Below are 20,370 nucleotides of genomic sequence, written 5' to 3' on the forward strand. Positions count from 1 at the left end.
CGCCACAAGGAGTGCTGCATGAGCAAATGCGTCGAGTTCTACTTTGACCTGGGTAGTCCGGCCAGCTACCTGGCCTGGACCCAATTGCCCGCCCTGTGCGCCCGCCGAAGCGCCACCCTGGCGCTGCGGCCAATGCTGCTGGGCGGTGTGTTCCAGGCCACCGGAAACGCCTCGCCGGCGACGATACCGGCCAAGGGGCGCTACATGATCGGCGACCTGAAACGCTTCGCTGCCCGTTATGGCGTGCCGTTCAGCCTGCCGACGGGGTTTCCGGTCAATACCCTGAACCTGATGCGAGGCGTACTCGGCACGCAGATGCGCTCGCCCGAGCGCCTCGAGCCTTTGCTCAAGGTTTTGTTCGATGGGCTGTGGGTGCAGCAGCGCAATCTGTCGGACCCCGAGGTACTCGATGCGACGCTGCGCGAAGCAGGCATGGACCCCGAGGCGTTTCGTGCCCTGGCGGCCGACGTCGAGGTCAAGGAGCGGCTCAAGCAGGTGACCCAGGAGGCGGTCGAGCGGGGCGTGTTCGGCGCGCCGATCTGTTTTGTCGGTAGGGAGATGTTCTTCGGTCAGGACCGCTTGGACTTCATCGAAGAAGCATTAACCTAACAGCCGCTCCAACTGCTCGCGCTCCCAGACGCTGAGCAGCTCGACCGGGTCGGTGCCATAGCGTTGCCAGTGGCCGCGCTCGGCCTCACGGCCATCGGGGGCGCGGCATTCGCTGCAATGGGCGAGGCCTTCGTCGTCGAGGGTCAGGATCAGTTGCCAGTGGCCGATCTGTACCCTGACCCGACCATCGCTCAGATGCTCGTGCACTTCCAGCGCCTGGACGCCGAGGGCGGCGTCACGCAGGCACTGGTAGATCTCGCGGCTGTTGGGAGCGGGCATGAACGATCAGAAGTTCGCCGGGGTGTTGGCGCTGATGATTTCTGCTTCGTCCGGGCCGATGTTCTTGAAGCTGTGCGGCAGCGTGGTGGGGATGTAGTAGCCGTCGCCAGAGTTGAGCACGCTGACCTGGCCATCGACCCACAACTCGACCGTACCCCGGGTGACCAGCCCGCATTCCTCGCCTTCGGCATGCACGATCGGCTCGCCCGAGTCGGCGCCCGGCGCGTAGAGCTCACGCAGCATGCGCATCTGGCGGCCTTCGACACTGGCACCGACCAGCAACATGCGCAGGCCGTTGCGCCCCAGGTCAGGTTGCTCGCTGCCGCGGAACACGTAGCGCTCTTCGCGTGCAGGTTCATCGAAGCTGAAGAACTCGGCGAGGCTCATGGGGATGCCTTCGAGGAGTTTTTTCAGGGAACTGACCGAAGGACTGACGCGGTTCTGCTCGATCTGCGAGATCGTCGAGTTGGTCAGGCCGCTGCGGCGGGCCAGTTCCCGCTGGGAGAGGTTGTTGCGTTCACGCACCAGTTTGAGTCGTGTCCCAGTGTCCATAGCCGCCTTGAGTAGTGAGTGATCAGAGGTGTCAAAAATAATGGGCAGCGCATTAAAACACACTCTGACCGGCAACGCGCTGTGCTTGTCAGGTGCGCTGGGCGGCGGGCGCAGGCCACAGCCCGACCAGCAGCAACAGCACGGCCACGGCCAGGAACGGCAAGCGCGGATCGAGGGCGTAGACCAGGGTCCCGGCGAGGGGGCCGACTACCGCGCCCATGCCCTGTGCCGCGCTGATCGAGCCCGCAGTGGCGCCTTGCTCGCTGGCTTGCATGGCATTGGCGGCCAGCGCCGAGAAGGCCGGGAAGACGAAGCCCATGCCGGCGGCGGCGACGAAGAAGCACGCCCACAATGCCGGAGCAGTGGTGGCCAAAGCCCCGGCGGCAAAGCCCAGCGCGCTGATGCTGGCGCCCACGCGGATCATCTTCAGCGGTGGCCACTCCAACTGGCGCAGCAGAATCTGCGAGCCAATCAGCGCCACGCCCACGGCGGTCAGGGCGATGCCTGCGGCCTGGGCGGCATCGGCACTGTTCAGTTGCAGACGGTCGAGGGCGAAAAAGCCCACGGTGATCTGCGACACGGTCACGCTGAGCATGGCGCTGAAGGCCACGATCAACGGTCGACGCAGGCGCGGATCGCCCAGGCGTACGGGGCTCGGCGCATAGTTGTGGGGCAACGGCTGCGGCTTGAGCTTGAACAGCAGTACGAGAAATGCCGTGGCCGGCAGCAGCGACATGATGAAGAACGGTGCGCTCAGGCTATGGCGCGCCAGCAATGCGGCCAGGGCCGGACCGAGCACGAGCCCCACGGCATTGGCCGCGCCCAGCAGGGCCATGGCGCGGGCGCGGCGTTCGGGCTCGACATGATCGGCGATCAGCGCATTGCCGCCCACCGGCAGCGCGGCATAGAAGGCGCCGATCAGGCCGCGGGTCAGCATCAAGCCGAGGAAAGCCAGGGTTGCGCCCGGCAGCCAGCGCAGGGCGCCATCGATGAACAGGCACAGCAGCCAGTAAGCGACGGTGAATCCGGCACTGCCCATCAGCAGGATGCGTCGCCGGCCCAGACGGTCGGCTGCGCGGCCCCAGGGGCGCGCAAGAATGACCCAGACCACGCCCGCCACGGTCACGGCGGACCCGGCCTGCCAGGTGGCCATGCCCAGCAGGCGGGCGATGGGGCCGATCAAGGCGACGAACGCCATCATCGACATGGTGCAGGCCATGTTCACCAGCAACAGCGGGCGTAGATCGAGGGTGGGGGCGTGAAGCGGGGTGGGAGAAGCAGCGTCCTTCGCGGTGGTCATTGAAACATCCATGGCAGGCGGAAAGGTATCGGCCCCGTTCCGCCTGCAGGCGTTTTTCAGTCGCTGCGGCGCAGGGGCCCTGGCCACATGCTACGCAATACGCCGTCACGGCGCACCAGTGCATGGAACAGCGCTGCGCCGAGGTGGGCCAGGATGGTGACGAACAGCAGGTAGCCCGCCCAGCCGTGCGCCTGGCGCAGCACGGCATACAACTGCAGGTCGTGAGGCATGATCGCCGGCAGTTGCAAGGGCCGTGGGTAGCCGCCTGCCGAGAGCATCGCCCAGCCGAGCAACGGCATGGCCAGCATCAACCCGTACAGTGCCAGGTGCGAGGCGCCGGCTGCGAAGCGCTGCAGCGGTGGCAGGTCGGCGGGCAGTGGCGGATGCGGCAGCATCAGGCGCAGGATGATGCGCAGTACCACCAGTGCCAGCAGTGCCAGGCCCGTGGCCTTGTGCAGTTCCACCAACCAGGGGTGACGTGGCGACAGGTCGCCGACCATGCTCACGCCAATGAACAGCATTGCCAGGATCAGGAACGCCATGAGCCAGTGCACCAGGCGGGCCAGCGGGTGGAAGGCGGACGGTTTCATGGGCGGGCTCCTGCGCCGAGACTTTCGCGGCTGCGGCGATTGAACGATTCCGAATAGGCGGCCGAACGCGCGGCGAGGATCGGGTCGGCGGAGGCTTCGATGCCGCTGGGCAGAATCAGCGGGTCGAAGTTGAGGTCGCGGCAGGCGCCTTGTTCAGGTGCATCGACGTGGTCGATCACCAGGGTGCCGGCATCGATGCTGCGGCGCGAGTCGGGCCATTGGCTGGCCGGGTCGTCGATGGCGTCACCGGGTTCGGCGAGGGTCAGGCGCAGTGTCCAGCGCAGCGGCGCCTGGCTCAGGCGTTGTTGCAGATCGTGTTGCAGGTACAGGTTGTCCTCGACCTGGGCGGGCAGGGCGGCAAAGGGTGTTTGCGCGACCATGCGCCAGCGCACGGCTTGCGCCTTGCCGCTGGCATCGATCAGGCGAAAGGCGTTGATGCTGTTGTAGTCCGTGTTGGCGAAGCTGTCGCTGGGCTTGGCGCTGGCGGCCCACTGGCGGAAGGCTGCGCTTTCCGGGTGGGCGGCGAAGAAGGCCTGCAGCTTGGCCGGGTCCGGCTTGCCGGTGCTCGGGCTCGGGCCGCTGGCCAGGACCAGATCGTAGAAGCCTTGCGCAGTGCTCACCGCCAACACTGGCGGATTGTTCATGCCGGTACGCCAGACCTGGCCGTCGTCGGTGCTCAGCTGGATCGCCAGGCTGCGGGTCGGTACGCCGGCGTCGGGGCTGTAGGGGTTGGCACCGCCGATGGCGAAGCGGCCGATCACCGGCACCCGTGCCTGGCTGAATACCCGCGCACTCGACAGCGCCTGCGCCTGGCCGCTGCTTTCGAAGTAGCCGCTGACGCACAGGCCCTTGGCGTGGTTCTTGCGATAGCCGGGATGGTGGCCGGCCTGGGCTTCGAAGGTGTCGATGATGCGCTGCGGCGTCAGGGCAGGGGTGCCGATCCAGCCGGCGGCATAGGCGAAGCCTGCACCCAGCGCCACGACCGTGGCGCCTATGGCGGCCAGGCGCAGGGCCTTGGCAGGGCCTTGCAGGGGTGTGTTCATGATGACGTTCCGGGTCAGTGAATGAGTCGGTATGACGTGGCAGCGAAAAATTTATTCCCCAGGCGGGAATAGATTTCTTCGCGCCCCGTCTGCCCATTACACTGACAGCCCATGGGGCCGGAACCTGACCATGCATGACCTGGATGAACAACAATGGCGCGAACTGCTGCAGAGCCTGCGGCGCTTCGCCTTGTGGCTGACCCGCGAAAGCGGCAGTGCCGACGACCTGGTCCAGGCCACCGTGGAGCGTGCGCTCACCCGCAGCGCCCAGCAGCGAGAGGAACAGAACCGGCGTGCCTGGTTGTTCACCATCCTCTACCGGCTGTTTCTCGACGGCAAGCGCCGCGATCGCCTGCACTCGCGCTGGTTGAACTGGTTCGGTCGCGGCGGGCAGGCCGAGGAGCCGCTGGGCTACGAGACCGAGAGTATCGTGCTGGCCCAGGCCGACCTGCAGGCCTTCGCCCGCCTGCCCAGCGAGCAGCGCGCGCTGTTGCTGCTGGTCAGCGTCGAGGGCTTGAGCTACAAGGAGGTCGCTCAGGCCCTGGATATTCCGATCGGCACAGTCATGTCGCGCTTGTCGCGCGCCCGTGCCGCGTTGCGTGAACTGACCGAGGGCAAGCCATCGTCCTTGGCCTTGCGGAGACTGAAATGACTCGCCTGATTCCCACCGAGCAAGAGCTGCATGCCTACGTCGACGAGCGCCTGGAGCCGGTGCGCCGGGCCGAGGTCGAGGCCTGGCTGGCGGCCAATCCGGAGCAGGCCGCACGGATCGAGGCCTGGCGCAGCGATGCCCGGCGCCTGCGTGCGGCGCTCGCCGGTTTCAACGACATGCCACACAATCCGCAACTGGAACTGGCCCATCTGCGGCGGCGTATGCGTCAACGCCGCCAGCAGCGCTTCGCGTCGGCTGCAGTCCTGTTGCTGGCGTTGGGGGTTGGCGGGCTTGGGGGCTGGCAGGCACGTGAATCGACGATGCTGGCGGGCGATATGCCGATGGCCGACGCGGTGCAGGCACACAAACTGTTCGCCGATGCCAAGGCCCTCGATGTCCAGGCCGATGACCCCGCACAGTTGCAGTCGTGGCTGGGGCGGCATTTCAACCGGGTCGGCCAGGTGCCGGACCTCAGCGGATACGGCTTCCAGCCGGTGGGCGCACGTCTGCTGGTCAACGAGGACGGCCCGGCGGCATTGCTGGTGTTCCAGGACGCAAAAGGCGAGCGCATCAGCCTGTTCATGCGCTCGCCAGGCGGGCGTTACGAGCAGATGCCCAGCGGGCAGCGGGTCGATGGGCAGCTCGAGGCGCGCTACTGGTCCCATGGCGACTACAATTTCGCCCTGGTCAGCGCGGCGGATGATACCCGTAGCGAGCAGGTGCGCAAGGTTCTGGGGGTCAGTCTCTAGCGCCGATGGCCAGGGGAGGCGAACATTCATTTGAAAGCGCTATGCTTGGCCCATGTCCAGCACACCTGCCTTGCGCCAACCTTGCCCTCCCGGCGCCTGTGATTGCGGGCGCGAGCAGTTGCACGCGCACCCACCCCAGGCCCAACGTATCCTCCTGCTGACCCGCCAGGAGGAAAAACGCCTGCTCGAACGTCTGGAAAACCTCAAGAGCCTGGAAGACCTGCAGCACCTGCAGTCACGCCTCTTTGAGCAATTGGGCATTGGCGTGCATATCGCACCAGGCTACAACGAGGTACGTACCATGCGCGGCTTCGTCATCGAGCTGGACGACCAGCCAGGCCTGTGCCGCAAGACCCGCCAGTCGATCCCGGCTGCCATTCGCAAGGGCCTGGAGCGCAATCCGGAAGTGGCCTTCCGGCTGCTCGATGCCCATGACCTGCTCGGCGGCGCCTGAGTCTCAGCGCATCGCCGCCAGCTTGATGCCAAACCCGACCAGGCAGGCACCGGCCAGTCGCTCGAGCAGGTTGGACACCCGCGGGTTGGCGCGCATACGCTCGGCCAGGTGGTGGGTCAGCAGCACCGCGACCAGGCCGTAGAGGAAGGTCAGCCCGGCGACCGTCACTGCCATGAAGGCGAAGGTGATGAAGCCCTGATGCTGCACCGGATCGATGAACAGCGGGAAGAAGGCCATGTAGAACATGATCGCCTTGGGGTTGAGCAGGGTGATCATCATGGTCTGGCGCAGGTAGTGGCCGCTGTCCATCCGGCTTTCACGCGGCGCTGTGCCGGGCTTGCTCAGCACCATGCGCAGGCCAAGCCAGGCCAGGTAGGCGGCGCCCGCCCACTGCACGACGTGAAAGGCGGCCGGGTAGGCGGCGAGCAGGGTGGCGACGCCAGCAACGGCCAGCCACATCAGCACCTGGTCGCCAAGAATCACCCCGAGAGTCGCCGCCAGGCCACCCTTGATCCCGCCCTTGCCGGTGGCGGTGATCAGGGCGAAGTTGCCGGGGCCGGGAATGGCCAGGAGGACGATGAAGGCGATGACGAAGGCGCCGTAGTCGGTTACGCCGAGCATGGGGCAGTTCTCCTGGGGATGGGGATGCCAGGATATATGCCACTTTCCGCTCGGCTTGCATAGCGGCCGATCATGAATGGCGCCCTACCGTGCAGGAGCGTGTCGGCTCTATCAGAACGTCGCCTTGACCTGCAGCCCTACGACCAGTGCGTTGTCGATGGCTTCCCCGGAGAAGGCGCCAGGTTCGATGATGTACTGCACATCCGGACGCAGGTTCAGCCATGCGGTGGCCTGGTAGCCATAGCTGAGTTCGATCAACTGCTCGGCGCTGTCCAGGTTGGGGAAGTCGCGCCCGGCATCGAACGCGGTCGCTTCCAGCAATTGACGGCTGCGCGGGTTCGGCACCGCCCGTCCATAGCCTAAAGCCAGGGTGTCGCGCGGGCGTCCTTCGAAGGGCTTGTACAACACCACGCCTGCGCCATACCAGCGGGTGAAGGGCGAGGCGGCCTTGCTCGACGCCGAATATTGGCCGAACGCATGCAGGCTACGACCCGCGGAGGCTGGGTCGTTCCACAGCGCCTGGTCGACCAGCAGGTAGTGGCCGCTGCGTCCGGCCACGTCCTGGTCGCTGCCGATACGTTTGACGTTGGAGCTGTCGTAGTAATAGCCCAGCTTGTACTCGCCCGGCAGTTCGCCCAGGTGCTTGTACACCAGCTCGACTGGCACCACGGTGCCTGTGCTGTGCTTGGGCCCCAGGTGCCAGGCGCGGCTGGAGTTGCCGTTGCTTTGCGGATCGACGTTGAAGGCCGCCACGCGCAGTTGCCAGGAGGGCGAGAGATCGTATTTGACCCGGGCGCCGAGGTGCGCGTTGGGGTAGTTGGTCCAGCCGCTGCCACCGGACATGTTCAGCGGATGGCCGCAGAAACCGGCATTCATGAAATTGCACAGGATGCCGCTGTCCAGGCCGCCGAGGTCGTTGCCCATGGCCATGTAGCCGAGCTTGAGATTCAAGGCCGGGGTGAACAGGCTGCGCTCGTAGCTCAGTTCGGTGAGGCGGGTATAGAGACCGCCGTAGTTCTCCTGGATCGGCAGACGGTTGCCGACCAGGTCTTCGGAGGCGCTGTTGCCACGGCGGTCGTTGACCGTCAACTGGACCTTGCCGCCGTTGTCCAGGCCATACAGTTTCGACAGGTCGAACTGCACGCCGAACTTGAGGTTCTGCGAGTAGCGCGCCGAGCGGTGCAGGCCGCCGTGGGCGTTGTAGGCGGTTTCGCCGCTGTAGTCGCCGGTGATGTGGATGCCGTCTTCTTCCAGTTGCTGGCGCAGGCCGCCCCAGTCACCGGTCAGGGTGTTGTCGGCGGCGAGCGAAGCGGTGCTGGTCAGGGCGAAGACAAGAGGGGTCAAGCGAAAAGCGGGGGACATTGCAGGGTCTCGGATGGTCTGTGAGGGCCCCTTCGCGTGCAGGCCGCAGCGACTTGCACGCGAAGGGGGCAACGCGGTCTACGGCAGGGCGTACGAAATCACATAGTCGCCACGGTCAGTCGACTGTCGCGCGCCACCGGCGGTGATCACCACGTACTGCTTGCCGGTCTTGGGCGATACGTAGGTCATCGGCCCGCCCTGGCTGCCGACCGGCAGGCGCGCCTTCCAGATCTCGTTGCCGTTGCTGCTGTCGTAGGCACGCAGGTAGAAATCCTGGGTGCCGGCGATGAACACCAGGCCGCCTTGGGTGGACAGGGTGCCGCCCAGCGTCGGCAGGCCGATCTTGATCGGCAGGTGCATGCGGATGCCCAGGGGGCCTGTGTCCTCGACGGTGCCGACCGGCACCTGCCAGGCGATCTGTCGGGTCTTCATGTCGATCGCGGTGAGGGTGCCGAACGGCGGAGCCTGGCAGGGGATGCCGGCCACCGACAGGAAGCGGTTCTTGTTCACCGCGTAAGGTGTGCCCTTGAGGGGCACGGCGCCCATGCCAGTGTTCAGTGCCTCGCCACCGGAGGCTGCCTGGCCACTGTTCTGCGAAGGGATCATCTGGATCCACAGGCCCAGGCGCATGTCATTGACGAAAATGAAGCCGTGCACCGGATCAGTCGAAAGGCTGCCCCAGTTCATGCCGCCCAGCGAGCCTGGGAAGCTCAGCGACAGATCGGTTCCCGGTGCGGTGTACAGGCCGTCGTAGCGCATCTTCTTGAAGTCGATGCGGCACAGCAGTTGATCGTACGGGGTGGCGCCCCACATGTCCGACTCGGTCAGGGTCTGCGCGCCGATCTGCGGCATGCCGACAGACTTGGGTTGGGTCGGGGAATAGGGCTCGTTAGGGATGTTGCTCGGCTTGACCGGGACTTCATCGACCTGGGTCAGCGGTGTGCCGGTGGCGCGGTCGAGCACGTAGATCTGCCCGGCCTTGGTGCCGATCACGACGGCCGGCACGGTACTGCCGTCGTCCTTGGTGAAGTCGATCAGGCTGGGTTGCATCGGCAGGTCGAAGTCCCAGAGGTCGTTGTGCACGGTCTGGTAGACCCACTTCTGGTTGCCGGTGGTGGCATCCAGCGCCAGCACTGAGGCGCCATAGGTGTGGTCGAGCTTGCTGCGCTCCACGCCATAGATGTCGGTGGAGGAGGAACCCATCGGCAGGAATACCGTGTTCATCGCCGGATCGTACGACATCGGTGCCCAGCTGTTGGGGGTGCTGCGCACGTAGGTGCTGCCGTCGGCAGGGGCGTTGCGGTCCTGCGGATTGCCTGGGTCGAAGGCCCAGCGCATCTGCCCGGTGATCACGTCGAAGCCGCGCAGTACACCGCCGGGCATGTCGGTCTGGACGTTGTCGGCGACCCGCCCACCGACCACCACGGTGGTACCCGCCATCAGCGGCGCGGAGGAGAGCTGGTAGTAGGAATCCGGAACATCGCCAAGGCCGGCCTTGAGGTCGACCTGGCCGTTGTTGCCGAAGCCTTCGCAGAAGGCGCCGGTGTCGGCATCCACTGCGATCAGGCGGCCGTCGATGGTGTTGGTCAGCAGGCGACGCTGGCAGTTGGCACCCGCCGGCAGCGTGGCAACGGTGATCGGCGAACTGTGCGGTTGGGTTGGCTGGACGATCGGCGCGGTGGCATCGAAGTAGGCCAGGCCACGGCAGCGCTGCCAGACCTTGGACTGCGCGTTGATGGCGTTTTTCCAGAGTTCCTTGCCGGTGTCGGCATCCAGGGCGATCAGGTTGTTGTGCGGGGTGCAGATGAACACCTTGTCGCCGACCTGCAGCGGGGTGAGCTGGTCTTCGGCGCCGTTGCCGTCGCTGATCGCGACATCACCGGTGTGGTAGGTCCAGGCCACCTTGAGCTTGTCGACGTTGGCGCGGTTGATCTGATCCAGCGCGGCGAAACGGCTGCCGCCTTCGGTGTTGCCGTAGTGCGCCCAGTCCTTCTGCGCCTTGCCCGGTTCCACGGCGGTCAGGCCCGGACCATTGCCGGTCGGTGCGACGCTGGGGTGAGCGACGAACATGTTGCCTGCGGCAATGGCCAGCACCACTGCCAGTGCTGCAGCCAGGGCATAGGCGCGACGACCGGCACTGCCGCCATTGGCACGCACCAACAGTGGATAGACCAGCGCGACCACCAGGCCGATGGCGCCGAACATGAACAGCCGCGAGAACAGCGGCCAGAATACCAGGCCCGCATCGGCCAGTGCCCAGATGAAGGTGCCGAGCAGAAACACGGCGTAGAGCCAGGCGCCGGCCGGCTTGCGACGGGCGATGAGCAGGCCGGCAATGGCCATCACCAGGCCGCCGATCAGGAAGTACCAGGAGCCGCCCAGGCCGGCCAGCTTGACGCCGCCCGCGGCCAGGAGCATGCCGAGCAGGGCGATGATGACGCCCAGCCCGACCAGAAGGAATGTGGAGGCGCCAGAGGCGCGGGGTGTGTCGTTCATGCCAGGGATCTCGCAGGTGGGATGCGCGAAGTCTAAGCCCTTAGCAAGCTAATTAACAAGTTGGTACATTTTATTGGGTGACGGATTGTCGCAGGTGTTTACAAGCTTTTTCCGGGATTTATCGTGAATATGGCGGTTATATGCAGATAAATTCAGGCAATTGGCATTGCTTGCGCATTCGACCAAGGTCGTATTCGCAAGTCAGCGGTACGTCGGAATCAGCGCCTGGGTTCGTGTTGCTTGCGGTAGGCACCCGGTTGCATGCCGATTGCCTTGGCGAATGCCCGGGTGAAGGCCGCCACCGATTGGTAGCCCGCCTGGGCGCCGACCTGTTCCACGGTATTGCCTGCGCGCAGCAACTGGCAGGCATGCCGCATGCGCAGGGCCAGCAGCACCTGGCCCGGCGATTGCCCGGCCAGTTCGTTGAAACGCTTGAAGAACGCCGAGCGCGACAGCCCGGTGCAGGCCGCCATGCTCTCCAGCGACCAGGCCTGGCCCGGGTCTTCGATCAGGCGTTCGAGCAGGCCGGCAAAGGCCGGCTGGCGGGCGAGGGCGATCAGCCCGCCGAGCGACTGGCCGCCATTGACTTGCTGACGCAGCACGTAGAGGAACAGCAGGTGGGTCAGGCGTTCGAGCAAGGTCTGCGAGGGTGTCGGCTGGCGGCGACATTCTTCCAGGATCAGCTCGAAGAGCGCTCGCGCGGCGCTGCCGGCCGGATCGTCGGCCCGCAGCAGGATCCAGTCGGCCAGCCCTTCGACGATCAGCGACGACAGCCCCGACTGGAACTGGAAGAAGCCGCACACCAGGCCCACGCCATCCCCTGCGTCGAGGTCCAGCGCCTGCATGGTGCGCCGCGGCTGGGCGCAGGCATCGACGGGGTCGGCGTCGCTGGAGAGCCTGTAGGCCAGGTCGCGCAGCAAAAACACCGCATCACCGCTGTCCAGGCGGATCGGCTCCGGTTGCCCGTCGATGTGCAGCCAGCAGTGCCCCTGAACCACCAGGTGGAAGCTGGCCCGGCCCATGCCCTGGGTGCTGGCGTGCCAGCCGCCGCAGTAGCGGCCGACATGAAAGAGGCTGGCGTCGAGCTCCAGGCCCTCTAATAACCAATCGACAAGATGGCTGGACGAAATCATCTAATGCAAAGACTCAGGAGCAAGGAAAGGCGACTGATGAATATGGATGCTACTTCTTATAACCAACAGACTGTACGGACACACATCAAAGGAGACTACTCCATGTCCTCGCGCATTACTCTACACACTCTGCAGAGCGCCCCGGAAGCTGCACGTCCCTTCCTCGAAAACGCCCAGAAGAACTCCGGCTTCATCCCCAACCTGCTGGGTATTCTGGCCAACGCCCCCGCGGCCCTGGAAACCTATGTCACGGTTTCGGCCCTCAACGGCAAGTCCGAGCTGACCCTGGCCGAGCGCGAAGTGGTGCAACTGATCGCCGCCACCAAGCACGGTTGCGACTTCTGCGTTGCCGGCCACACGGCAGTGGCCCTGAACAAGGCCAAGCTGCCGCAAGAGGTGGTCGATGCCCTGCGCGCACGTGGCGAGCTGCCTGATGCACGCTACGAAACCCTGGCCGAGTTCGCCCGTGAAGTCATCGCCACCCGCGGCAATGTCAGCGATGCCACCTACCAGGCCTTCCGCGATGCCGGCTTTACCGAAGGCAATGCCCTGGAAGTGATTCTGGGCGTGAGCCTCGCAACCCTGTGCAACTTTGCTAATGTGTTCGCCCAGACGCCGCTCAACGACGAGCTGAGCAAGTACCGCTGGCAGCCTTCGGCGTAATCCACGCCCGGTGCCGGCACGCCGGCGTTTTAAAAGGAGTAGGGACATGCTTGATTCTGCATTTCGACAATGGCTGGATGCCAATGCCGAGGCAATCGACCAGGGCCAGTGCGACCCGCACCTGGTGCTGGCCCACATCGCCGAGTCGCAGTTGCTGCGGGTTGGCGTCGATCCGGCACTTGGCGGCTCGGGCGGTGACGTTACCGACGCGGTGGAGGCCATCGCCGCCATCGCCAGTCGCTCGCTGGCCTCGGCCTTCGTCTGCTGGGGGCAGCGGGCCTTCATCGAATACCTGCTGCACAGCCCCAACCAGGCCTTGCGCGAGAAGTTGCTGCCTGAGCTGCTGACCGGCGAACTGGCCGGCGCCACCGGCTTGTCCAACGCCATGAAATTCCTCTCAGGTATCGAAGCCTTGCAAGTGCAGGCGCGTGCCGAGGGCGAAGGCTGGGCCCTCGAAGGCCGCCTGCACTGGGTGACCAACCTGCGCAAGAGTGGCTTCGTGGTGGCGGCGGCGATCGAGGCCGAAGAGGGCCAGGCGCCCTTCGTGCTGGCGATTCCGTCCGACAGCCAAGGCCTCGAGCGTTCCGACGACCTGCAACTGATGGGCCTGCAGTCGAGCAGCACCGCCGCGCTGGCCTTCCACCAGGTCGCGCTGGACCGCAGTTGGCTGTTGCACGAGAACGCCCGCGAGTTCCTGCCTCGGGTGCGTCCGGCATTCCTGGCGCTGCAGTGCGGCATGTCCATCGGCCTGACCCGTCGCGCCCTGGACGAAGTGCGCGAGCACCTGCAGGGGCGCGGCTCGTTCCTCGCCGAAGCCGAGCAGGTGCTGCGCGAGCGCCTGGAGAATACCGTCGGCGAGCTCAAGCAGGGCCTGCTCGACGGGCGTTTCCTCAAGCAGCCAGCGGCACTGTTCAAGCTGCGCATCACCCTGGCCGAAAGCGCCGCCGATGCGGTGCAGATGGAGCTTCAGGCCAGTGGCGGCAAGGCCTATCTCACCGCCTATGGCGAAGGCTTCGCCCGGCGTTGGCGCGAGTCGGCATTCGTGCCGATCGTTACGCCGAGCCTGGTGCAACTGCGCGCCGAACTGCAACGCCAGGCGGCGAACGTATGACCGACGTGTTACTCGAAGCCCGCGCCATCAGCCTGGGCTACCCTCGCGAGGGCGGCTGGCAGGCGGTGCTGGAGCAGTTCGACCTCAAGCTGTCGCCGGGCGAAGTGGTGACCATTCTCGGCCCCAGCGGTGTCGGCAAATCCAGCCTGCTCCGCGTGCTGGCAGGCCTGCAGCAGCCTGGTGGTGGTGCGGTGTCCCTGCATGGCGTGCCCCTGCAGGGGCCGCATCCGCGTCTGGCCGTTGCTTTCCAGGATCCGAGCCTGTTGCCCTGGCTGAGCCTTGAAAAGAACGTTGCCTTCGGCCTCGACTTCGCCCGTCAGCCTGCGCTGGCGGCGGCCGAGCGTCGTGCTCGGATCGACCACGCCATCGAGGCGGTGGGCCTGAACCATGCGCGCAGCCAGTACCCGGCGCAGCTGTCGGGCGGCATGGCGCAGCGCACGGCGCTGGCCCGTTGCCTGGCGCGCCAGCCGGAAGTGCTGCTGCTGGACGAGCCCTTCGGTGCACTCGATGAAGTGACCCGCGCCGACATGCAGCAACTGCTGCTGCAACTGATCGCCACCCACAACACCGCGGCGGTGCTGATCACCCACGATATCGACGAAGCCCTGCTGTTGTCCGATCGCGTGCTGCTACTGGGCAACCACCCGGCGCGCACCCTCGGCCAATGGCATATCGACCTGCCGCAGCCGCGCGCGCAGCGGGTCGAAGAGCTGGGCGCGCTGCGCATCGAGATCCTGAAAACCCTACGGCAGGCGAGCCGCCCCACCTCAACGTCTTCTTCCCCCCTGTCGTCGGAGCCTGCCCATGTGCATGGATGATTGCTGCTCTTCCACCTCGCGTCGCGATTTCATCAAGCTCAGCGCCATGCTCACCGCCGCCGGCGCCTTGCCGATGCTGTCGAGCCTGCAGGCGCGCGCCGCCGCCGAGCCGGACGCGCCGGTACGCATCGGCTACCTGCCGATCACCGACGCCACGCCGCTGCTGGTGGCGCACAACAATGGCCTGTTCGAGGCCGAAGGCATCAAGGCCGAGCGTCCGGTGCTGCTGCGCAGTTGGGCGCAGGTGATCGAAGCGTTCATCTCCGGGCAGGTCAACGTGATCCACCTGCTGTCACCGATGACGGTCTGGGCCCGCTACGGCAGCAAGGTGCCGGCCAAGGTCGTGGCCTGGAACCACGTCGGCGGCTCGGGCCTGACCGTGGCACCGGACATCACCGACATGAAGCAGCTCGGTGGCAAGACCGTCGCCATTCCGTTCTGGTACTCGATCCATAACGTGGTGCTGCAGCAGATGCTCAGTGACAACGGCCTGAAGCCTGTGTCCAAGCCTGCCACCGCGCAACTGGCGGCCAACGAGGTCAACCTGCTGGTGCTGCCGCCTTCGGACATGCCGCCAGCACTGGCCAGCAAGCGCATCGCCGGCTACATCGTCGCCGAACCCTTCAATGCCCTGGCCGAGAACCTCAAGGTCGGGCGCGTGCAGCGCTTTACCGGCGATGTCTGGCGCAACCATGCATGCTGTGTGGTGTTCATGCACGAGCACGACCTGAACAACCGCCCGGAGTGGTCGCAGAAGGTGGTCAATGCCATCGTCAAGGCGCAGCAGTGGACCCGTGATCACCGCGCCGAGGCCGCCGCCTTGCTGTCCAAGGCCGGCCCCAACAAATACACCCCGCACGAGCCGGCGGTGCTGACCAAGGTCCTGGCGCCTTCGGTCGAAGACCGCGCCGGCTACATCGCCAGCGGTGCGATCCAGCATCAGCAGTGGGACGAAAAGCGCATCGACTTCCAGCCGTACCCGTTCCCCAGCTACACCGAGGAGTTGGTCAAGCGCCTGAAGAACACCCTGATCGAGGGCGAGAGTGGCTTCCTCGCCGGACTGGACCCGGCGCAGACCGCGCGCGACCTGGTGGACGACCGCTTCGTGCGCAACGCCATCGCCGCCGTGGGTGGCCCGTCGGTGTTCGGCATCGCCGACAACTTCGAGCGTAGCGAGGAGTTCGCGGTCTGATGCGCAAGCATGTCGTACATGGCGCCTTGGGCCTTGCCGGGCTGGCGGTGCTGTTGCTGTTGTGGTGGGCGGGAGTGCGGGTGTTCGGCGAGGCCGATGGCCTGTCTGCGCGCTTCTCGCCCCAGGCGACGCTGGAGAGCCTGGTCGAGCTGCTCGACCATGGCGAGGTCTATGGGCACATCTGGGTGAGTCTCAAGCGTATCCTCATCGGCCTGCTGCTGGCGCTGCTGATCGGTGTGCCGCTGGGTTTGCTGGTGGGCAGCTACCGGCACCTGGAGGCGGCGACCACGCCGGCGTTCCAGTTCCTGCGGATGATCTCGCCGCTGTCGTGGATGCCGGTGGTGGTGATGCTGATGGGGGTGGGCGATCAGCCGATCTACTTCCTCCTGACGTTCGCCGCACTGTGGCCGATCCTGCTCAACACCGCCGCGGGTGTGCGTCAGCTCGACCCGCGCTGGTTGCAGTTGTCGCGCAGCTTGAGTGCCACGCGCTGGGAAACCCTGTGCAAGGTGATCATCCCCGGGGTGATCGGCCATGTGCTGACCGGCGTGCGCCTGGCGATCGGCATCCTGTGGATCGTGCTGGTGCCGTGCGAGATGCTCGGGGTCAGCGCGGGCCTGGGGTACTTCATCCTCGACACCCGTGACCGCCTGGCCTATTCGGAGCTGATGGCCATGGTGCTGCTGATCGGTGTGCTGGGCTTCATGCTCGATGCACTGGCGCGCGGGCTGCATCGGCGCTGGGTGCATGCCTGAGGTGTTCGGGCGTGCGGGCGCCTGCAGCTTCGGCGCGGCAACCATGCAGCCGACAACGATGTTAGCCGCATAAAACCACGGCGCCGCCGGCCACGGTGCTAGTCATGCAAGGACTGCGCAGGCGTGTAGACGCTGGACAAGGCACGTGCGCCCACACAAAAGGGTGTGGGCGCAGCTTAGCCTTCGTAGCCCAGATTCGGTGCCAGCCAGCGCTCGCTCACGCTGACATCCTGGCCTTTGCGGGCGCTGTAGCTGTCGATCTGGTCCTTCTCCACCTTGCCGACGGCAAAGTACTGCGCCTGCGGATGGGCAAAGTACCAGCCGCTGACCGCCGCCGCCGGGAACATCGCGAAGTGTTCGGTGAGGAACACGCCGCTGGGGCCGGTTTCGCCGATGGCCGTGCCATCGAGCAGACGGAACAGGGTCTCTTTCTCGGTGTGATCCGGGCACGCCGGATAGCCCGGGGCAGGGCGGATGCCGCTGTACTGCTCCTTGATCAGCGCATCGTTGTCCAGTTGCTCGTCCTTGGCATAACCCCAGTAGTCCTTGCGCACCCGCTCGTGCAGCCATTCGGCGCAGGCCTCGGCCAGGCGGTCGGCCAGCGCCTTGACCATGATCGAGCTGTAGTCGTCGCCTTTGTCCTGGTAGGCCTTGGCCACTTCCTCGGCACCGATGCCAGCGGTGGTGATGAAGCCGCCCACATAGTCGCTGATGCCGCTGTCCTTGGGTGCGACGAAGTCGGCCAGCGACCAGTTCGGCTTGCCGTCGGGCTTGATGGTCTGCTGGCGCAGGTGGTGCAGGGTGGCCAGAGGCTTGCCGTCGTCGCCATAGACTTCGATGTCGTCATGCGCGACCTGATTGGCCGGCCAGAAGCCGAATACCGCGCGGGCGCTGATGAGTTTTTCACCGATCAGCTTCTCGAGCATGTCGCAGGCATCCTGGTACAGCGCGGTAGCAGCTTCGCCGACCACCTCGTCGGTGAGGATGCGCGGGAACTTGCCCGCCAGGTCCCAGGAGATGAAGAACGGCGTCCAGTCGATGTACTTGGCCAGTTCGCGCAGGTCGATGTCTTCCAGCACCCTGACGCCGGTGAAGGAGGGCACCACTGCCTGGTAGCTGGCCCAGTCGTACTGTGGCTTGGCCGCTATCGCCTGTTCGTAGGTCAGGCGCTCGGTGCGGGCACTGCGGTTGGCGGTGCGCTCGCGCACTTCCACGTACTCCTGGCGGGTCTTCTCGACGAAGCCAGGCTTGAGCTCCTTGGACAGCAATTGCGTGGCCACGCCCACGGCGCGCGAGGCGTCGGTGACGTAGACCACCGCGTCGTTGGCGTACTTGGGTTCGATCTTCACCGCCGTGTGCGCCTTGGAGGTGGTCGCGCCACCGATCATCAGCGGCAGGTGGAAGTCCTGGCGCTGCATCTCGCGGGCGACGTGGACCATCTCGTCCAGCGACGGGGTGATCAGCCCGGACAGGCCGATGATGTCGCACTTCTGCTCGCGGGCGGTCTGCAGGATCTTCTCGGCCGGGACCATCACGCCCATGTCGACGATGTCGTAGCCGTTGCAGCCCAGCACGACGCCGACGATGTTCTTGCCGATGTCGTGCACGTCGCCCTTGACCGTGGCCATGAGGATCTTGCCCTTGGCTTCGGGCTTGTCGCCTTTTTCGGCCTCGATGAACGGGATCAGGTGGGCCACCGCCTGCTTCATCACCCGTGCGGACTTGACCACCTGGGGCAGGAACATCTTGCCCGCGCCGAACAGGTCGCCGACCACGTTCATGCCGCTCATCAGCGGCCCTTCGATGACTTCGATGGGGCGCGCCGACTGCTGGCGGCACTCCTCGGTGTCTTCGACGATGTAGGCGGTGATGCCCTTGACCAGCGCGTGTTCCAGGCGCTGGTCGACGGGCATCGAGCGCCACTCTTCGTTTTCCACTTCCTTCGCTGCGCCGCCGCCCTTGTAGTCGTCGGCGATGGCCAGCAGGGCGTCGGTGCCTTCGGGGGTGCGGTTGAGTACCACGTCCTCGACCTTCTCGCGCAGTGCCGGCGGGATCTCGTCGTAGATCTCCAGCTGGCCCGCGTTGACGATACCCATGGTCAGGCCGTTCTGGATGGCGTGGTAGAGGAACACCGAGTGGATCGCCTCGCGCACCGGGTTGTTGCCGCGGAACGAGAACGACACGTTGGACACGCCGCCGCTGGACAGCGCGTAGGGCAGGTGGTCACGGATGTAGGCGCACGCTTCGATGAAGTCGACGGCGTAGTTGTTGTGTTCCTCGATGCCGGTGGCAACGGCGAAGATGTTCGGGTCGAAGATGATGTCTTCGGGCGGGAAGCCTACTTCGTTGACCAGGATGTCGTAGCTGCGCTGGCAGATCTCGCGTTTGCGCGCGGCAGTGTCGGCCTGGCCGACCTCGTCGAACGCCATCACCACCACGGCGGCGCCGTAGCGTTTGCACAGGCGGGCGTGATGCTTGAACTGCTCGACGCCTTCCTTCATGGAGATCGAGTTGACGATGCCCTTGCCCTGGATGCACTTGAGGCCCGCTTCGATCACCTCCCACTTCGAGGAGTCGATCATGATCGGCACGCGGGAGATGTCCGGCTCGCCGGCGATCAGGTTGAGGAAGCGGACCATGGCGGCCTGGGAGTCGAGCATCCCTTCGTCCATGTTGATGTCGATCACCTGGGCGCCAGCCTCGACCTGCTGCAGGGCGACTTCCAGGGCTTCGGTATAGTTCTCCTCGCGGATCAGCCGGGCGAACTTGGCGGAACCTGTGATGTTGGTGCGCTCGCCGACGTTGACGAACAGCGACTGGCGATCGATGGTGAATGGCTCCAGGCCCGACAGGCGGCAAGCCTTGGGGATGTCCGGAATGGCCCGTGGCTTGTACTTGGCCACGGCCTCGGCGATGGCCTGGATGTGCGGCGGGGTGGTGCCGCAGCAGCCGCCGATGATGTTGAGGAAACCGCTGGCGGCGAATTCCTCGACCACGGCGGCCATTTCCGCCGGGGTTTCGTCGTATTCGCCGAAGGCGTTGGGCAGGCCGGCGTTGGGGTGCGCGGACACATGGGTGCCGGCCTTGGTCGACAGTTCTTCCAGGTACGGACGCAGGTCCTTGGCGCCCAGGGCGCAGTTCAGGCCGACCGAGATCGGGTTGGCGTGACGCACCGAGTTCCAGAAGGCTTCGGTGGTCTGGCCCGACAATGTGCGGCCGGAGGCATCGGTGATGGTGCCGGAGATCATGATCGGCAGTTCGATGCCGTCATCCTCGAACACCTGCTGCACGGCGAAGATCGCCGCCTTGGCGTTCAGGGTGTCGAAGATGGTCTCGATCAGGATCAGGTCGGCGCCGCCTTCGATCAGGCCGCGAGTGGCCTCGATGTAGTTTTCCACCAGCTCGTCGAAGGTGACGTTGCGGTAGCCAGGGTCGTTGACGTCCGGGGAGATCGAGCAGGTGCGGCTGGTCGGGCCGAGCACGCCGGCGACGAAGCGTGGACGGTCCGGCGTTTCCAGTGTCTTGGCGTCGGCCACCTGGCGGGCGATGCGCGCGCCCTCGACATTGAGCTCGTACACCAGCTCTTCCATGCCGTAGTCGGCCTGGGAAATCTGCGTGGCGTTGAAGGTGTTGGTCTCGAGAATATCGGCGCCAGCGTCCAGATAAGCCTTCTCGATGGCGGCGATGACATCGGGCCGGGTGAGCAGCAGCAGGTCGTTATTGCCTTTCACATCGCTTGGCCAATCGGCGAAGCGCGTGCCACGATAGTCGCCTTCCTCCAGGCGGTAGCTCTGGATCATAGTACCCATGCCGCCGTCGAGGATCAGGATGCGCTCCTTGAGGGCATGCTGGAGTGCTTGGAGACGAGCGCTGCGGTCGGACATGAGAACTACCTGGTCGGACAAATATCGGAAGTGCGGAATAATAACAAAGCTGCACGGATTTTAGACGTATCGCCCGATAGCATGAATTTGATTCATGTTGGTGATGC

At 65.5% G+C, this 20,370-nt stretch carries 19 protein-coding genes; 9 read left to right on the forward strand and 10 right to left on the reverse strand.

All coding sequences use genetic code 11. The features are described from left to right. Positions 1-18: 18 nt before the first annotated feature. Positions 19-609: a 2-hydroxychromene-2-carboxylate isomerase gene (locus HU729_RS03975; protein ID WP_186708504.1), complete on the forward strand. Its 591-nt coding sequence runs from the start codon at positions 19-21 to the stop codon at positions 607-609. Here the strand turns inward: HU729_RS03975 and HU729_RS03980 are convergent. The 5 genes from HU729_RS03980 to HU729_RS04000 all read right to left on the reverse strand — a co-directional run bounded on the left by HU729_RS03980 (position 601) and on the right by HU729_RS04000 (position 4,373). Then, positions 601-888, reverse strand: coding sequence for a hypothetical protein (locus HU729_RS03980; protein WP_186708505.1), 288 nt, complete (start codon positions 886-888; stop codon positions 601-603). The two genes, HU729_RS03975 and HU729_RS03980, sit on opposite strands and share 9 nt — an antisense overlap. A 6-nt stretch (positions 889-894) precedes the next feature. Continuing rightward, positions 895-1,440, reverse strand: a complete 546-nt coding sequence (locus HU729_RS03985) for a cupin domain-containing protein (protein WP_063545119.1) — start codon at positions 1,438-1,440, stop codon at positions 895-897. Between the two features lie 88 nt (positions 1,441-1,528). After that, positions 1,529-2,740: an MFS transporter gene (locus HU729_RS03990; RefSeq protein ID WP_186708506.1), complete on the reverse strand. Its 1,212-nt coding sequence runs from the start codon at positions 2,738-2,740 to the stop codon at positions 1,529-1,531. A gap of 56 nt (positions 2,741-2,796) precedes the next feature. After that, positions 2,797-3,330, reverse strand: a complete 534-nt coding sequence (locus HU729_RS03995; RefSeq protein ID WP_186708507.1) for a cytochrome b/b6 domain-containing protein — start codon at positions 3,328-3,330, stop codon at positions 2,797-2,799. Continuing rightward, positions 3,327-4,373, reverse strand: coding sequence for a catalase family peroxidase (locus HU729_RS04000; RefSeq protein ID WP_186665153.1), 1,047 nt, complete (start codon positions 4,371-4,373; stop codon positions 3,327-3,329). The genes HU729_RS03995 and HU729_RS04000 overlap by 4 nt, the downstream gene beginning before the upstream one ends. Positions 4,374-4,503: 130 nt before the next feature. Between HU729_RS04000 and HU729_RS04005 the strand changes: the two genes are divergently transcribed. Genes HU729_RS04005 through HU729_RS04015 form a run of 3 tightly spaced genes read left to right on the forward strand, consistent with a single transcriptional unit; the run spans position 4,504 to position 6,228 of the window. After that, positions 4,504-5,025, forward strand: a complete 522-nt coding sequence (locus HU729_RS04005) for a sigma-70 family RNA polymerase sigma factor (protein WP_186708508.1) — start codon at positions 4,504-4,506, stop codon at positions 5,023-5,025. Next, positions 5,022-5,774 (forward strand): anti-sigma factor, encoded by a 753-nt coding sequence (locus tag HU729_RS04010; protein ID WP_186708509.1) that lies wholly within the window; start codon positions 5,022-5,024, stop codon positions 5,772-5,774. The genes HU729_RS04005 and HU729_RS04010 overlap by 4 nt, the downstream gene beginning before the upstream one ends. Positions 5,775-5,826: 52 nt before the next feature. After that, complete coding sequence (locus HU729_RS04015) at positions 5,827-6,228, forward strand: hypothetical protein (protein ID WP_186665150.1); 402 nt, start codon at positions 5,827-5,829, stop codon at positions 6,226-6,228. A 3-nt stretch (positions 6,229-6,231) separates the two neighbouring features. On the opposite strand, the gene HU729_RS04020 is transcribed toward HU729_RS04015, so the two are convergent. From HU729_RS04020 to HU729_RS04035, 4 genes are all read right to left on the reverse strand, one after another. Next, positions 6,232-6,849 (reverse strand): LysE family transporter, encoded by a 618-nt coding sequence (locus HU729_RS04020; protein ID WP_186708510.1) that lies wholly within the window; start codon positions 6,847-6,849, stop codon positions 6,232-6,234. A gap of 111 nt (positions 6,850-6,960) precedes the next feature. Beyond that, positions 6,961-8,211 carry a carbohydrate porin gene (locus HU729_RS04025; RefSeq protein WP_186708511.1) on the reverse strand — a complete coding sequence of 417 codons (1,251 nt, stop codon included), beginning with the start codon at positions 8,209-8,211 and terminating at the stop codon, positions 6,961-6,963. 78 nt (positions 8,212-8,289) lie between these two features. Continuing rightward, positions 8,290-10,707 (reverse strand): glucose/quinate/shikimate family membrane-bound PQQ-dependent dehydrogenase, encoded by a 2,418-nt coding sequence (locus HU729_RS04030; protein WP_186708512.1) that lies wholly within the window; start codon positions 10,705-10,707, stop codon positions 8,290-8,292. Positions 10,708-10,925: 218 nt separating this feature from the next. Beyond that, entirely contained in the window at positions 10,926-11,840 is a 915-nt protein-coding gene (locus HU729_RS04035) for an AraC family transcriptional regulator (RefSeq protein WP_186665146.1), read from the reverse strand. 102 nt (positions 11,841-11,942) lie between these two features. Between HU729_RS04035 and HU729_RS04040 the strand changes: the two genes are divergently transcribed. Genes HU729_RS04040 through HU729_RS04060 form a run of 5 tightly spaced genes read left to right on the forward strand, consistent with a single transcriptional unit; the run spans position 11,943 to position 16,379 of the window. Next, positions 11,943-12,503 (forward strand): carboxymuconolactone decarboxylase family protein, encoded by a 561-nt coding sequence (locus HU729_RS04040; RefSeq protein ID WP_186665144.1) that lies wholly within the window; start codon positions 11,943-11,945, stop codon positions 12,501-12,503. Positions 12,504-12,549: 46 nt separating this feature from the next. Further along, positions 12,550-13,614 carry an acyl-CoA dehydrogenase family protein gene (locus tag HU729_RS04045; protein WP_186708513.1) on the forward strand — a complete coding sequence of 355 codons (1,065 nt, stop codon included), beginning with the start codon at positions 12,550-12,552 and terminating at the stop codon, positions 13,612-13,614. Beyond that, positions 13,611-14,432 carry an ABC transporter ATP-binding protein gene (locus HU729_RS04050; RefSeq protein ID WP_186665141.1) on the forward strand — a complete coding sequence of 274 codons (822 nt, stop codon included), beginning with the start codon at positions 13,611-13,613 and terminating at the stop codon, positions 14,430-14,432. Before HU729_RS04045 ends, HU729_RS04050 begins: the two co-directional genes overlap by 4 nt. Then, positions 14,419-15,624, forward strand: a complete 1,206-nt coding sequence (locus HU729_RS04055; protein WP_186708514.1) for an ABC transporter substrate-binding protein — start codon at positions 14,419-14,421, stop codon at positions 15,622-15,624. The genes HU729_RS04050 and HU729_RS04055 overlap by 14 nt, the downstream gene beginning before the upstream one ends. After that, on the forward strand, positions 15,624-16,379 hold the full coding sequence (locus HU729_RS04060) for an ABC transporter permease (protein ID WP_186708515.1): 756 nt from the start codon (positions 15,624-15,626) through the stop codon (positions 16,377-16,379). Before HU729_RS04055 ends, HU729_RS04060 begins: the two co-directional genes overlap by 1 nt. A 176-nt stretch (positions 16,380-16,555) precedes the next feature. Here HU729_RS04060 and metH read toward each other — a convergent pair whose 3' ends face one another. Continuing rightward, entirely contained in the window at positions 16,556-20,263 is a 3,708-nt protein-coding gene (metH, locus tag HU729_RS04065; RefSeq protein ID WP_186708517.1) for a methionine synthase, read from the reverse strand. Positions 20,264-20,370: the final 107 nt, after the last annotated feature.

This window comes from Pseudomonas sp. RW10S2 (assembly GCF_014268985.1).
Lineage (GTDB): Bacteria > Pseudomonadota > Gammaproteobacteria > Pseudomonadales > Pseudomonadaceae > Aquipseudomonas > Aquipseudomonas wayambapalatensis.